General features: G+C 59.6%; 17 protein-coding genes. 4 read left to right on the top strand and 13 right to left on the bottom strand.

Annotation, left to right across the window (positions count from 1 at the left end; all coding sequences use genetic code 11):
- Positions 1 to 107: 107 nt before the first annotated feature.
- The 3 genes from PD282_RS10510 to PD282_RS10500 all read right to left on the bottom strand — a co-directional run bounded on the left by PD282_RS10510 (position 108) and on the right by PD282_RS10500 (position 3,723).
- Positions 108 to 902: an ABC transporter ATP-binding protein gene (locus PD282_RS10510; protein ID WP_274650635.1), complete on the bottom strand. Its 795-nt coding sequence runs from the start codon at positions 900 to 902 to the stop codon at positions 108 to 110.
- Between the two features lie 30 nt (positions 903 to 932).
- The gene (locus PD282_RS10505) at positions 933 to 1,937 is read right to left on the bottom strand and encodes an ABC transporter substrate-binding protein (protein ID WP_274650634.1); all 1,005 of its coding nucleotides are present in this window, start codon (positions 1,935 to 1,937) and stop codon (positions 933 to 935) included.
- A gap of 268 nt (positions 1,938 to 2,205) precedes the next feature.
- Entirely contained in the window at positions 2,206 to 3,723 is a 1,518-nt protein-coding gene (locus PD282_RS10500) for a carboxypeptidase M32 (protein ID WP_274650633.1), read from the bottom strand.
- Positions 3,724 to 3,857: 134 nt separating this feature from the next.
- On the opposite strand from PD282_RS10500, the gene PD282_RS10495 reads away from it, so the two are divergent.
- Entirely contained in the window at positions 3,858 to 4,175 is a 318-nt protein-coding gene (locus PD282_RS10495) for an iron-sulfur cluster biosynthesis family protein (RefSeq protein WP_274650632.1), read from the top strand.
- Positions 4,176 to 4,219: 44 nt separating this feature from the next.
- Entirely contained in the window at positions 4,220 to 4,795 is a 576-nt protein-coding gene (locus PD282_RS10490) for a beta-class carbonic anhydrase (RefSeq protein WP_274650631.1), read from the top strand.
- Positions 4,796 to 4,870: 75 nt separating this feature from the next.
- Here the strand turns inward: PD282_RS10490 and PD282_RS10485 are convergent, their stop codons facing one another.
- Positions 4,871 to 5,413, bottom strand: a complete 543-nt coding sequence (locus PD282_RS10485) for a DUF309 domain-containing protein (protein WP_274650630.1) — start codon at positions 5,411 to 5,413, stop codon at positions 4,871 to 4,873.
- 116 nt (positions 5,414 to 5,529) lie between these two features.
- Here PD282_RS10485 and PD282_RS10480 point away from each other — a divergent pair, with 116 nt between their 5' ends.
- Both PD282_RS10480 and PD282_RS10475 read left to right on the top strand, forming a co-directional pair.
- On the top strand, positions 5,530 to 5,955 hold the full coding sequence (locus tag PD282_RS10480) for a hypothetical protein (protein ID WP_274650629.1): 426 nt from the start codon (positions 5,530 to 5,532) through the stop codon (positions 5,953 to 5,955).
- A 3-nt stretch (positions 5,956 to 5,958) separates the two neighbouring features.
- Positions 5,959 to 6,237 (top strand): YxcD family protein, encoded by a 279-nt coding sequence (locus tag PD282_RS10475; RefSeq protein WP_274650628.1) that lies wholly within the window; start codon positions 5,959 to 5,961, stop codon positions 6,235 to 6,237.
- Between the two features lie 94 nt (positions 6,238 to 6,331).
- Here the strand turns inward: PD282_RS10475 and PD282_RS10470 are convergent, their stop codons facing one another.
- Genes PD282_RS10470 through ehuB form a run of 9 tightly spaced genes read right to left on the bottom strand, consistent with a single transcriptional unit; the run spans position 6,332 to position 13,204 of the window.
- On the bottom strand, positions 6,332 to 6,844 hold the full coding sequence (locus PD282_RS10470) for a DUF2179 domain-containing protein (RefSeq protein ID WP_274650627.1): 513 nt from the start codon (positions 6,842 to 6,844) through the stop codon (positions 6,332 to 6,334).
- 4 nt (positions 6,845 to 6,848) lie between these two features.
- Positions 6,849 to 7,763 carry an ectoine hydroxylase gene (gene thpD, locus PD282_RS10465; RefSeq protein ID WP_274650626.1) on the bottom strand — a complete coding sequence of 305 codons (915 nt, stop codon included), beginning with the start codon at positions 7,761 to 7,763 and terminating at the stop codon, positions 6,849 to 6,851.
- Positions 7,764 to 7,788: 25 nt separating this feature from the next.
- Positions 7,789 to 8,172 carry an ectoine synthase gene (locus PD282_RS10460; protein WP_274650625.1) on the bottom strand — a complete coding sequence of 128 codons (384 nt, stop codon included), beginning with the start codon at positions 8,170 to 8,172 and terminating at the stop codon, positions 7,789 to 7,791.
- A 54-nt stretch (positions 8,173 to 8,226) separates the two neighbouring features.
- Complete coding sequence (ectB, locus tag PD282_RS10455) at positions 8,227 to 9,528, bottom strand: diaminobutyrate--2-oxoglutarate transaminase (RefSeq protein ID WP_274650624.1); 1,302 nt, start codon at positions 9,526 to 9,528, stop codon at positions 8,227 to 8,229.
- A gap of 55 nt (positions 9,529 to 9,583) precedes the next feature.
- On the bottom strand, positions 9,584 to 10,108 hold the full coding sequence (ectA, locus tag PD282_RS10450) for a diaminobutyrate acetyltransferase (protein WP_274650623.1): 525 nt from the start codon (positions 10,106 to 10,108) through the stop codon (positions 9,584 to 9,586).
- A 15-nt stretch (positions 10,109 to 10,123) separates the two neighbouring features.
- Positions 10,124 to 10,954 carry an ectoine/hydroxyectoine ABC transporter ATP-binding protein EhuA gene (gene ehuA, locus PD282_RS10445; RefSeq protein WP_274650622.1) on the bottom strand — a complete coding sequence of 277 codons (831 nt, stop codon included), beginning with the start codon at positions 10,952 to 10,954 and terminating at the stop codon, positions 10,124 to 10,126.
- A 7-nt stretch (positions 10,955 to 10,961) separates the two neighbouring features.
- On the bottom strand, positions 10,962 to 11,612 hold the full coding sequence (gene ehuD / locus PD282_RS10440) for an ectoine/hydroxyectoine ABC transporter permease subunit EhuD (protein WP_274650621.1): 651 nt from the start codon (positions 11,610 to 11,612) through the stop codon (positions 10,962 to 10,964).
- 7 nt (positions 11,613 to 11,619) lie between these two features.
- Positions 11,620 to 12,270, bottom strand: coding sequence for an ectoine/hydroxyectoine ABC transporter permease subunit EhuC (gene ehuC / locus PD282_RS10435; protein ID WP_274650620.1), 651 nt, complete (start codon positions 12,268 to 12,270; stop codon positions 11,620 to 11,622).
- A gap of 1 nt (position 12,271) precedes the next feature.
- The gene (gene ehuB, locus PD282_RS10430) at positions 12,272 to 13,204 is read right to left on the bottom strand and encodes an ectoine/hydroxyectoine ABC transporter substrate-binding protein EhuB (protein WP_274650619.1); all 933 of its coding nucleotides are present in this window, start codon (positions 13,202 to 13,204) and stop codon (positions 12,272 to 12,274) included.
- Between the last annotated feature and the right edge of the window lie 489 nt (positions 13,205 to 13,693).

The following is a 13,693-nucleotide window of genomic DNA, read 5'->3' as shown; positions in this document are numbered from 1 at the left end:
CTCGGCAATCCAGCCGCGGCGGGCCGTGCCCCGGTCACCCGCGCCGCCGGGATATTCGCTCCCGCCGCCGGCTCCCGCTCCTCCGGCCTTGACACGATCGTCTATGTTCATCGTTCATCGCTCCTTGCCTTGGACGTCTCCGCTTCCTCCAGCGTTTCCCAGATCCGCTCGAACGTCGAATGAAATTCCGGCAGCTTACGCGCCTCGGTCGGCACCGCATTGCGAAGCGCGGGCGGCATGTCGAAGACGGCCCGGATATGGCCGGGATTGCGGCCGAGCACGACGACGCGGTCGCTCATCGCGGCCGCTTCGCCCAAATCGTGCGTGACCAGCACGGCGGTTTTGCCCCGGCCGCGGAGTGTCTCGTGCACCAGATCCTCCAGCTGCAGCTTGATCTGCAGGTCCAGCGCGGAGAACGGCTCGTCAAGCAGCAGCACCTCCGGATCGGTCGCCAGCGTGCGCGCAAGCGCCGCCCGCTGCCGCATGCCGCCGGACAGCTCGTGCGGCATACGGTTTCCGGCTCCGGCAAGGCCCAGCTCCGCGAGCAGCGACTCCGCGCGGGCGGACGAAGCGGCATTTCTCGTGCCGGCCAGCTCCGGCCCGAGCAGGACGTTATCCATAATCGTACGCCACGGGAACAAATAATCCTGCTGCAGCATATACCCGATGCGAGCCGTGGGACGCCCGACCGGCTCGCCGCCGGCCGTGACGGTGCCGCGCGCCGGATGAAGCAGGCCGGCCATCAGGCTGAGCACCGTCGTTTTGCCGCAGCCGCTAGGTCCGACGAGGCTGACGAATTCGCCGCGGGCGACGGTGAGATTCAGCCCTTCCACCGCTAGCGTCGCACCCCGGTCGTGGACGTAAACGTGCGATACGTCCCGCAGCTCCAAAGCCGTTTCCATGCTCATCCTTCCTTTCCGGCCCGCCGGCCGTTATTTCATCGCGTTTTCCGCAAATGTGTTATCGACGACTTTGTCGAGCGGCGTCCGATCCTTCAGCTCGCCGGCCTGCGTCATGATGTCCAGCAGGTTGTTCCACTCGTTCTGGTCGATGATCGGATCGGTTGCATAAGAGCCCTGCTCCTTATAGCGCTCGATGACCCGCACCGCGATATCGCGGTCGGTATCCTTGAAATACGGCATGACGACGTCGGCGATTTCGTCCGGGCTGTGCTCCTTCACCCATTGCTGCGCCTTATACACCGCGTCGGCAAACTTCTGCACCGTATCCTTGTTTTTATCCATGTAGCTTTGCTTCGTCATAAAGACGGTGTACGGCAGATGGCCGCTCTCCACGCCGAACGACGCGATGACGCTCCCTTTGCCTTCCTTCTCGAAAATCGACGCCTGCGGCTCGAACAGCTGCACGTAATCGCCCGTACCGGAGGCGAAAGCGGCCGGAATGTTGGCGAAATCGACGTTTTGCAGCAGATTCAGATCCTGATGCGGGTCGATGCCGTGCTTCCGCAGCGTGAATTCGCCGGCCATCTGCGGCATGCCGCCTTTCCGCTGGCCGAGAAACGTGCTCCCTTTCAGGCTGTTCCAGTCGAAATTCGAAACCGGCTTGCGGGATACGAGAAACGTTCCGTCGGTCTGCGTCAGCTGCGCGAAATTGATGACCGGGTCCGTCGCGCCCTGCTGGTAGACGTAAATCGACGTTTCCGAGCCGACGAGCGCCACGTCGATGACGCCCGACAGCAGCGCGGTCATCGTTTTATCGCCGCCGGCGGTCGTCTGGAGCTCGACGTCCAGCCCCTCGTCCTTGAAAAAGCCTTTGCCCAGCGCTACATATTCCGGCGCGTAGAACAGCGAGCGCGTCACCTCGCCGAGCCGGATCTTGACCGCTTCGCCGCCCGATTTTCCGGCGCAGCCCGCAAGCAGCCCGGCGAGCATCGCCGCCGCAAGCAGCAGCACCCCTGTTTTCCTTCTGATCGCCATCGAACCTTCCCCCAGTTTTGCCGCAGCAGTTTGAGTATTACAGCCTATGCGGCTTCTGCCCGTTTGGTGAAACGGCATCGCCGGGCATCCTGGTTCTGTTATTCGTTTAGACCCCCTTCAAACGGTTGAGCCGCGTATCGTCGGGTTTGACGGAATGGACGGACGCTGCCTGCCGCATAAAAAAACGCGTACCGTTCAGCCGGGAGGGCTGAACGGTACGCGTTCTGTCGCAGCTCATGCTCGCGGGGCGGGCACGCGCATGGATCGATTAAGTCAGTCGGTAAATGTCGCGGTACTTCTTATCGAGGTAAACGAACAGGTAATCCGGATCGAGCGGCTTGCCCGTAATGCCGCTAATGAGCTCCGACGGCGTGCGCAGCTTGCCGAATTTGTATACCTTGTCCGTCAGCCATTCCTTGATCGGCAGCAGATCGCCGCGGCCGACCAGCTCCCACATGGCGGGAATTTCGCGTTCCATCGTATCGGCGATTTGCGCCGCATACATGTTGCCGAGCGAATAGGACGGGAAATACCCGAACGCGCCGCCCGACCAGTGCACGTCCTGCAGCACGCCTTCCGCGTCGCTGCCCGGTTCCACGCCCAAATATTCCTTATATTTGCCGTTCCAGACCGCCGGCAGCTCGGACACTTTCACGCCTTCGTTAAAGATCAGCTTTTCAATTTCGTAACGGATGATGATATGCAGGTTATAGGTCAGCTCGTCCGCTTCGATCCGGATCAGCGAAGGCTTCACCGTATTGGTCGCCCGGTAAAAGTCTTCGACGTCCACGTCCAGCCGGTTCGGGAACGCCTGCTGCAAATCGCCGAAATACCGCTGCCAGAACGGCTTGCTGCGGCCGATCACATTTTCCCAGAAGCGGGACTGCGATTCGTGAATGCCCATCGAGGTGCCCGTGCAAAGCGTCGTGCCGAGCAGCTCCTTCATGATGTTCTGCTCGTACAGCGCATGCCCGCCTTCGTGAATGGTCCCGAACAGGGCGCTCGTCACGTCGTGCTCCAGGTAGCGCGTCGTGATGCGCACATCGCCGAGATTCAGTCCCGTCGCGAACGGATGCACGCTTTCGTCGAGCCGGCCGGCGCCGAAATCGAAGCCCATCTGCTCCAGAATAAACAGGCTGAATTTCTTCTGCGCTTCCTTGGGAAACGTCTGCTGCAAAAAGCTCCGGTCCGGCTGGTGCGGCGAATTCGCAATCGCGGCGGCCAGCGGCACCAGCTTCCCGCGCAGCCCGCCGAACACGCGGTCGAGCTCCGCCGTCGTCATCCCCGGCTCGTACGCATCGAGCAGCGTGTCGTAGCGCGTCTCCTTCGGCCCCCACAAATCAATGAACCGGTTCGTATAGGAGATGATTTTGTCCAGATACGGCTCGAACGAGGCATAATCACCTGAAGCCTTCGCCTCTTCCCAGACCGATTCCGACTGCGAGGTAAGCACGACATATTCCTGGTAGAGCCCGGGAGGTATTTTGACGCTGCGGTCGTAATCCTTCCGCGTTTCCGCGACCAGACGGCGGTCGATCTCGCTTAAAGCTTCAAGCGTCTGCGGCTGCTCCAGCTCGCTCAGCCATTCGCCGAGCTCCGGCGCCGTGGCGAGCTGGAAGCTTTGCGCGGAGAGCATGCCGATCGCCTCGGAACGCGCCTCCACCCCTTTGCGCGGCGCGCCCGTCCGCAAATCCCAATACAGCACGCCGAGCGCTTCCTCGTAGCTTTTAATCTGCTTGATCCGATCCGTAAATTTCTGCAACGCCGTTTCGGCATTCGTCGCCATGTGCTCATCCGCCTTTCCATCATTTAGATGCTGCGAACCCCTCCACTTGATCATACTTTTTGCAAAACGTATAATCAACAGTAATCCGAGCAAGGACGAATAGAGAGAGAAAGAACGGGAGAGGAGCTGAAGAAATGCAATTTACGTTTACGCCGGCGGCCGCCGAGAAGCTGGCCGGTTATGTGCGCGAAAGCGGGAAAAGCCTGAAGCTGCTGTACGACACCGAAGGTTGCGGCTGTGCTTTAAACGGCGTGCCGGCACTGAAGCTGATCGAAACACCGGAGGCGGACGACCGGAAAGGCGAGGGAAGCCCGTATCCGGTTTGGTACGATCCGAAGCAGGAGGTTTTTTTCGAGCCCCGGCTGCGCATCGATTTTAATGAAGCGCGTAACGCGTTCAGCCTGAAAAGCGACAATCAGATTTATACGGTTCATATGCGGCTTCTGCAATAGCCGAGGTCTGCCAATATACAACTGCCCGGGGAGGCAATTTGACGATGCATACACTCGAAAATATTTTATCCTTTAATCGCCAATTTGTGGAAGAAAAACAATATGAGCAATATTTGACGGACAGGTTCCCGGACAAAAAGCTCGCGATCGTCACCTGCATGGACACCCGCCTGACGGAGCTGCTGCCGAAGGCGCTCAACCTGCGCAACGGCGACGCCAAAATGATTAAGAGCGCCGGCGGTATCGTGACGCAGCCTTTCGGCAACATCATGCGCAGCGTGCTTGTGGCGGTATACGAGCTCGGCGCCCACGAGGTGCTGGTCATCGGTCACTATGAATGCGGCATGACGGGGCTGAACGCCGACACGGTCGTCGGCCATATGCTCGAGAAAGGCATTCCGCAGGAAACCCTCGAGACGCTAGAGCATGCCGGCATCAACTTGAACCGCTGGCTCCGAGGCTTCGACAGCGTGCAGGACAGCGTCGAGCGCAGCGTCGGCATCATCCGCAACCATCCGCTGCTGCCGCCGAACACGCCGGTTCACGGCCTCATCATCGATCCGACGACGGGCAGGCTCGATCTCGTGACCGATGGCAACGAATATTTGGCGAACAAATGAACGGACTCCGTTAAAAAAGCCGGACCGGCGAGCCTGCGTATGCAGGCTCGCCGGTCCGGCTTTTTTTGCCGTTTTTTAGCCGCCGCCCTCGTTCCCGTTTCGTCTGGCTGCGGACGCGGCCCGGCGCGCCTCGATGACGTCGCTCCGGTCGCGCAGCGTATGCCGGTGCACGAGCGCCTCAAGCTCCGGGCTCGGGGCACCCCATGCATGGCCCCGTGCCGCGCACTGCCCGCGGCAGGCATCCAGCAGCCCGCCGTCGCGGAAGATCAGATCGATATCCGCATACGGAAGACCGTCATCGAGCGCGCGAATCATCCCCTCGATCGCGGCGGCCGTTTGTGCGCCTTTCAAACCGAGCGCTTCCAGCCGCTCCGCCGTCAGCCGGGATGCCGCCGAGCGCAGCATTTTCGCCGCCCCCTGCCTGTTTCCCCTGCGATAATGGTAAGCGCCGACCGCCAGCTGAATCAGGCCGACCCAGCCGTCCGCCTGCGGATCCCCGGGATGCTCCTTCCAATATTCCTCCAGCAGCTCATGACATTCGAAAAAGTCGCGCGTACCGTGAAATTCGATCAAATAATCGATATATGCCTCCGGATAATGCGTCCCGCCGAAGCCCATGCGGCCACAACCTTTCTTTCAAACGGATGAAAATTGAAACCATCGTCTATATTAGACGTAATTGTATCACAAGAACGCCTACCATACCCGTTTAATAGAAAAGGAGCCTGACGATCATGAAGAAAAGTTTACTGTTTTCGCTCGTATTCGCCGTATTTTTCGCCTTTACGGCAAGTGCGGTCGACGCCAAACCGCGAGGGGGATTGAAATCGCCGCGTCAAAGCATAACCCATCAGCCATCCAAGCCTGCCGACAACGTCACCTCGTCGAGTCCGGGCGCCAAGACGGGAGCGTCCGCCGGCACGACAACGCCGAACCGCGGATTTTTCAGCGGCGGCGGCCTGATGAAAGGACTGATGATCGGCGGACTTGCCGGCCTGCTGTTCGGCAGCATGTTCGGAACCGGATTTTTCGGCAATTTCATGGGGCTGATCGTTAACCTGCTGGCGATTTACGTCCTGTTCGTCATCATTCGAAGCCTCGTGACGTACTTCCGGAACCGAAGGAAGCCGGGCCAACCCGATGTCAGGAGACGCTATTAAACGATGCGCATCTACACGGACGAAATCATCAACGCCGTCTGCCTCCATATGGCGGAGCGCAAAGGCATCTCGCCGAACGATGTGGAGGTACAGCTTGCGTGGGACGAGGAATACGGCTTTACGGCCGAGGTTTGGATCTCGGGGCGAAGCCAGTATATCGTGGAAGCGAATCTGCTCGAGGCGATCGAGCGGTACATGCTCAAGCATTACCAGCTTCGCGTCTACCGTTCGCAGATCAAGCTGGATGCCGACGAGGAGTTTTGGGCGGATATCGACGTCTAAAACGGGAAATCCAGGCAAACGAAAAGCGGCCGGTCAAGGCATTTGTCTTGACCGGCCGCTTTTCGTTTTATTTTTTTGCCCGTTATCGATCCGTCTACCGCTGGATCATTTTCGCCCAGAAGCCGCCTCTGAAATTCCGGGGCTCGTGCGAAATGACGAACGCCCGCGGCGCGACGGTCATGATGCTGTCGAGCAGCTTCTTTTCGTTGCTGCGCTTGACCAGCACCTGCATGACGAGCCGTTTGCCGTCCTTGCCGTCGGCCAGCCACGACGTGACGCCGTAGCCGTGCGCGCGCAGCTTGTCCGGGAGCGAGACGATCATCGAATCGGCAATCACCTGCACGACGGAATAACCGAGCGCCAAATATTCTTCAATGCGGCTGCCCAAATAGACGCCCGCTCCGAAGCCTACGCAGTATGCGATCATATGAAGCGGATCGGACAGGTTCCGAAGGACGAGGTCCAGCCCCGCCAAATAGATGAAGACCTCCACCATCGAAAGCAGGGACGCCGCGCCTCTCCGCCCTTTAATGACGAGAATGAGGCGCAGCGTAAATGCCGATACGTACGCGATGTTGATCGCAACGATCGAAAGAGCGGTCCACACGGTATTACCCGAACGTGCGCGTGGCGATGTATCCCGGCCTTGGAGCCTGCCCCGAATACGGCTCGATGAGCTCGTTCTCGATGCTGTTATAGACGAGGAATACGTTGCTGCGGGGAAGCGGCGTGATATTGCTGTTCGAGCCGTGCATGATGTTGCAGTCGAAGAGCACGACCGAGCCCGCGCGTCCGACCGGCGTATCGATGCCGCCTTCCTCCACAAGCTTCGTCAAGCTTTCATGGTCCGGAACCCCGTATTCCTGGCGGCGGAGCGACTGCTTGAAATGGTTTTCCGGCGTCCGGCCGACGCAGGTCACGAACTTCTTGTGCGAGCCCGGCACAACCATCAAAGGCCCGTTGAAATGAAAGTTGTCCTCCAGTGCGATCGAACAGCTGAGCGCCCGCATCCGCGGCATGCCGTCCTCCACATGCCACGTTTCGAAATCCGAATGCCAATAAAATTCTTTCCCCGTGAAGCCCGGCTTGAAATTGATACGAGACTGGTGGATGTACGTTACCGAGCCGAGCAGGTAATCCGTGATCGCCGCCAACCGGGGATGAGCGGCCAGCTGCATGAACAGCTTGTTATGGTCGTGAACGGCGAAGATCGACCGCACCTCCCGGCTTTCGGGCTCCCGGACGACATAGTCGGCCTCGCGATCCCGGTACAGCTGCTGCAGTCTGCGAAGCTCCTGCCTCCACTCGGCGATTTCCTCCGGCGAGAAGAAGCCCTCCAGAAACAAGTAGCCGTTCCGGTCGTAGAAATCGTGCTGCTCCCGGCTCAGCGGGCTGTCCTTCGTCCATTCCGAATAGACGACCGGGTCCTTCCGTTCCAGCAGCGAAGGCGTGTCGTCCACCCGGGACGGATAAGCGTCGTTTTCGTTCGTGACGGAGTATTGTTCGGTTCTGACAAACGGATACATCGAATCCTCTCCCTCGGTTCAGAAATTAGTCTTCCACAAGCGGATATACGCCGTCCTTGTCGTGCACTTCTCTGCCCGACAGCGGCGGGTTGAACACGCACACCATGCGCATTTGGCTGCTTGCCCGAAGCAGATGCTTCTCGTGGCCGTTCAAGGCGTACATCATGCCGGGGCGAATGGCGTACGTTTCCCCGCCGACCACTTCGATTTCCCCTTCGCCTTCGATGCAGTACACGGCCTCCACGTGGTTTTTGTACCAGATAAGCGTCTCGGTCCCCGCCTTGATAATCGTATCGTTCAGCGAAAAGCCCATGCCGTCCTTTCGCAGCAGCAGCCGCCTTGCATTCCAGTTCGGCGTATCGACATCGTCCTGTGTGCCTACCACTTCGTTTAAATGTTTGACAATCACGGCAAAATCCGCTCCTTCGAATAAAGTAAGGTATTGAACGCCCGGCTTCTTTGCTTATACCGTCGCCTTCACCGGTATCGTCTCCCGCTTCAGCAGCTCGCTCCAGGCGGCTTCGACGATCGCAAGGCCGGATGCGAGCTGGTCGGCGCCGATCGTGAGCGGCGGCATCAGCTTCGCCACTTCATCGCGGGGGCCTGACGTCTCCATAATGACGCCCTTTTCAAAGGCGATCGCGCACAGCTTGGCGGCAAGCTCCGGCCGTTCGAACGCGATGCCCTGAATCATGCCGCGGCCTTTGATGCGTGTCCGGAGCTCCGGATGCTTCTTCGTCAGCCGCTCAAGCGCCGACCGGATGACGGCCGACTTTTCCTTCAGCTCCATCCTGAAATCTTCGCTCCGCCAATAGGACAGCGCTTCGGCGGCGGCAACGAACGCCAGGTTGTTGCCCCGGAACGTGCCGTTATGCTCGCCGGGCGCCCACAGGTCGTGCTCGGGCTTGATTAACGTCAGCGCCAGCGGGAGCCCGTAGCCGCCGATCGATTTGGACAGACAGACGATGTCGGGCCGGATGCCTGCTTCCTCGAAGCTGAAGAACGTCCCCGTACGGCCGCAGCCCATCTGCACGTCGTCGACAATCAGCAGCATGCCGAATTTGCGGCACAGCGCCTCGATTCTGCGCAGCCAGCCGAAGCTCGCCGCGTTCAGGCCTCCTTCTCCCTGCACCGTCTCCAGCATGACGGCGGCCGGGAGCTCCACGCCGCTGCCGGGATCGCCAAGCAGCTTCTCCAGCATGGCGCTCGTGTCAATCGCCTCGCCGAAATAGCCGTCATAGGGAACGAAGGTCGTGTTCCCGAGCGGAATACCCGCCCCGCCCCGCTTGAATTTGTTGCCTGTCGCCGACAGGGAGCCGAGCGACATGCCGTGGAAGGCGTTGGTGAAACAGACGATATTCGTCCGTCCCGTCGCCTTGCGGGCGATTTTCATCGCGCTTTCGACGGCGTTCGTGCCCGTCGGGCCCGGAAACATGATTTTATATTCGAGTCCCCGGGGCTTCAGCACGATATTGTCGAACGCGGTGAGAAAGTCCTCCTTCGCTTTCGTCGCCATATCGAGGCTGTGCGTAACGCCGTCCGCCAGCAAATAATCGACCAGCCTGCGGCGGATGAGAGCATTGTTATGGCCGTAGTTCAGCGCCCCGGCACCGGCGAAAAAATCGATATATTCGCGGCCGTTCACATCCCAGATGGAAGCGCCGCTCGCTTTCGTAAAAACGGTCGGAAAGCTGCGGCAGTAGCTTCGCACCTCCGATTCGAGCTTTTCGAATACTTTCATGGACGATTGGGTCTGAACGTTCATCGAATCCCTCCTTTTTGTTTCCCGGGTTTGGTATGGATGTCAAATCGGCGGCGGCTCATCCCCTCGCCGGTTCGCCCGGACGGCGCAGCGGGCCGACGCGGAACGCCAGCTCCGGCTCGTGGGCGCCCTGCCCCTGCGGAAACAGGTTCGCCGGATACCGCTCGCTGACGGAGCATTGTCCGCCGCGGCGGGCGGCCAAGCTCATAAACAGCCTTCGGGAGCGGTCGTTCTCAGGGCCGATCGTCGCCTCGACGTACCGGATGTCCCCAAGCTCCTCCCGGTCCAGCAGCTCCTGCAGCATCGCGGTGCCGATTCCCTTCCCGCGCTGCCCGCCCGACACCGCGACCTGCCAGACAAACAGCGTATCCGGGCTTGCGGGCATGCGGCAGGCAGACAGAAAACCGACTGTTACGCCGTCCTGCTTCGCCACGACGCACGAATCGCGAAACAGATCGCACAGCATGATGTAGCAGTAGGCGGAATTCAGGTCAAGCGTCCCCGATTCCTTGACCAGCTGCCAGACGGAGGCGCCGTCCGACGCGTCCGGTCTGCCGAGTGTGATGCCGGCTGCAGCTTTCATCGCCGATCGCCTCCCTTAACGAAACCTCCGCAGAAACGATTGAAGCCGCTCGCTCTGCGGGTTGCCGAATATTTCCTCGGGCGTGCCCTGCTCCACGATGAGGCCGTCCGCACCGAAGATGACGCGGTCCGACACCTCGCGTGCAAACTCCATTTCGTGCGTGATGAGCATCATCGCCATGTCTCCCTCGGCGGCAATTTCCTTGATGACCTCGAGCACTTCGCCGACAAGCTCCGGGTCGAGCGCGGACGTCACTTCGTCGAACACCATCACCTTCGGCTGCATGACGAGCGCCCGGGCGATCGCGACGCGCTGCTTCTGCCCGCCGGAGAGCTGGGACGGATAGACGTCCAGCTTATCCGCAAGGCCGACCTTTCGCAGCATCGTTACCGCGCGGTCGTGTACTTCCTCCTTACCGAGCCCAAGCACGGCGCGCGGCGCCATCGTGACATTGCGCAGCACGCTGAGGTGCGGGAAGAGGTTGAAATGCTGAAACACCATGCCGACCTTGCTCCGCATCCGGTGCAGGTGCTTCTCGCTTGCGCGCACCCATTTCCCTTTCACTTCCATGTGCCACAGCGGCTCGCCGTCCAGCTCGATCGCGCCGCTCGACGGCTCCTCGAGCGTCATGAGCATGCGGCCGAGCGTCGTTTTGCCCGAACCGCTGGGCCCGATAATCGAAACCTTCTCGCCGGGAAGCAGCTCCAGGTCGACGCCCTTAATGACCTGCAAATCGCCGAATTTTTTCGTCACCTGGTCGTATTTCACGACCGGCGCGGAAGGAGCCGCCGACGACACGCCGTCCTCCAGCAGCCCGGCTTCCTTTTCCTTCAGTCCTGCATTCATCTTCGCATCACCTCCTGAGACGTTTCTCGAACCGCATGACGACAAGCGACATTGCATAGCTGATGACGAGGAAAATAACGCCGACCATCGTGTACGGCTCGAAGACGCGGTACGTAACCGAAGCGGTATTTTTGGCCGTCAGCAGCATCTCGACCAGCGTTATGGCGGAAAGTATCGGCGTTTCCTTGAAAATGACGATCAAATAATTGCCCATGACCGGAATGACCGGCGGTATCGCCTGCGGCAGAATGACCGACAGCCACGTCCGCGTTTTGGTCAAATTGAGCGCCGACGCCGCCTCCCATTGGCCCTTCGGCACGCCGTCGATGCCCGAACGGTACACCTCCGACATATACGTGCTGTAATGGATGCCGAGCCCGATGACGCCCGTAGCGAAGGCCGGCAGCGATAAACCGGTCAGCATCGGCACGCTGTAATAGAGAAAGAAAACCTGCACGAGCAGCGGCGTACTGCGAACGAATTCGACAAAGGCGCGGACCGCCAGCCGCAGCGGCTTCCAGCCCGACCGTCCCAGGACGGCGAGCAGCAGGCCGAAGACGGCGGCGACCGCAAAGCCGGCCAAGGTCGCCGCGATCGTGACGCGGAAGGCGCGCAGCAAATCGGGCAGGATGGAGATTACATAATCCCAGCTCCACATCAGACGATCACCTCCATGCCGCGAACCGGCGTTCGAGCAAACGGACGATTGTCGTTACGATCGCAGCCAGAATGAAATAAATGACCAGCAGCAGCAAAAAGATTTGCGGCGTCCAGGAATAGTAATTGTTGCGCAGAATCATCGCCTCGTACGTCAAATCCGACATCGTGATGAAGTAGATGAGCGATGTCGATTTGAGCAGCTCGATGAGCAAATTGCCGAGCGGCGGCAGCATGCGGAGAAACGCCTGCGGGAAGATCACCCTCCACATCGTCTGCGTCGGGTTTAAATTGAGCGCCACCGCCGCTTCGTATTGCCCTTTCGGCACGGCCAGAATCGAGCTGCGCACGATTTCGGCGCCGTACGCCCCGCAGTTGAGGCTGATTGCCAGCACCGCGGCCGCCAGCTTCGGCAGCTCGATGCCGGCAAACGGCAGCGCGAAATAAATCCAGAACAGCAGCACGAGCAGAGACGACGAGCGGAAGAAATCGACGTAAACTTTGGCTGCGGCGCGCACCGGCGCAAAGCCCGATACGCGGCACAAGCCGGCCGCCGCGGAGATGATCAGCGTCAGGACGGCCGATAAGCCGGCCACCTGCGCCGTAATTTTGGTGCCCTCGAGCAGCAGCGGATACAGCTTGAACCAGGTCGGTTCCATCTTATCCCGCCTGGCAGAGCTGTGCGGATGTCGCGTCGCCCGGAAGCTCCTGCTCCGTAAAGCCGAATTTTTTCAAAATGTCCAGCAGCTCGCCGCTTTGCTTCATTTTATCCAGCTCGGCGTTGAAAGCCTGCTGAAAGGCCGTATCGTCCTGCCGGAAAGCCGTCGCGCCGTAGCCGCGCACGCTTTTGCCGTCCACTGTCGGCTGTTCGAAATTTTGCACCCGCTCGAGGTTCGCGTCGCCTGCCGTGTCCAGCCGCGACTGCAGCGCCGGTCCGGTCATCGTCATCGCGTCAGCCCGCCCCGACTGCAGTGCGCTCAGCGCCGCATCCTGATCGGGCACGACGACCATTTGGCTGTCCGGAATACCGGACGCTTTCAAATACTGGATTTCCACCGCGCCCGCCATGACGGCGACCTTCGCTTTGCTGTTATCCGCGATCGACTTGTAGCTCGTCAGCTTCAGCGGATTTCCTTTCTTGACCGCAATCCCTTCGCCGATGCTGTATTCCGGATTGGCGAAAAGGACGGCCTGGCAGCGCTCGGGATTGATGAACATCCCGGCCGTAATCAAGTCGAACCGCTTCGCCTGCAGCCCCGCGATCAGCGAGGAAAACTCCGTCAGCTCGCCGCGCATCTCGTTGATGCCGAGCCGCTTTAAAATCGTGCGGGCGATTTCGACCGCTTCTCCGGTCAGCTCGCCGTTCGCATCCTTATACGCATAAGGCTTCTCATTGGCGAAGCCGACCGTAATATAGCCTTTTTCCTTCGCTTCCGCCAGCACGCCGCTCGCGGCATCGCCGCCGGAATTTCCGCCGCTGCCGGAATTGCCCCCTCCATTCGTTGTTGCCGCACCCGGGTCGGCTGCGTTGCCGCAAGCCGTTGCAAACAGAAGCAGCAGCGCCAGTACGGCGGTCACCCAACCTTTCTTCACGCACTTCCACACCCTTTCCGTTTTTTGAACACTTTAAAGGCTATCATGAATCGGGTTGGTGGTCATTTCCAGAATTGTGCGATAATTTAGCTTATTTTTGGCTCACCTTGGCAGAGGGGGGGTGACCCGGCCGATCCTCCTTATTCCTCCCGATCCCTCCCATATCGTTCCCATATCGGCGGTTTACTTCTCGTCTTCGGTATGATATATAATAGAATCTTATAATTATTTATGGCCGTAAATGCGTCCATTAAACATAAGACAGATTTATATTAATTCCAAGGTTAAGGAATTTGTAAAATCGTGTCAGGCGATCGCGCTCTCAGCCCGCCGGTATGCGGCAGGTAAATGTCGGTAATTGTCGATTCGTTCGCAACCGGGCGCCTCCTCGCAGCGTCTAATGAAGTATCGTCCGAGAGGAGTGGATTTTCATACGTTTTGCGAAATGGACCGTTCTGGCAGCCGTCCTGCTGGCCGTTCAAACCGGGC

The sequence above is a fragment of the Paenibacillus humicola genome (assembly GCF_028826105.1).
GTDB classification, from domain to species: domain Bacteria; phylum Bacillota; class Bacilli; order Paenibacillales; family Paenibacillaceae; genus Paenibacillus_Z; species Paenibacillus_Z humicola.
The sequence above is the reverse complement of the archived record's forward strand: the minus strand, read 5'-3'. Positions and strand labels throughout refer to the sequence as shown.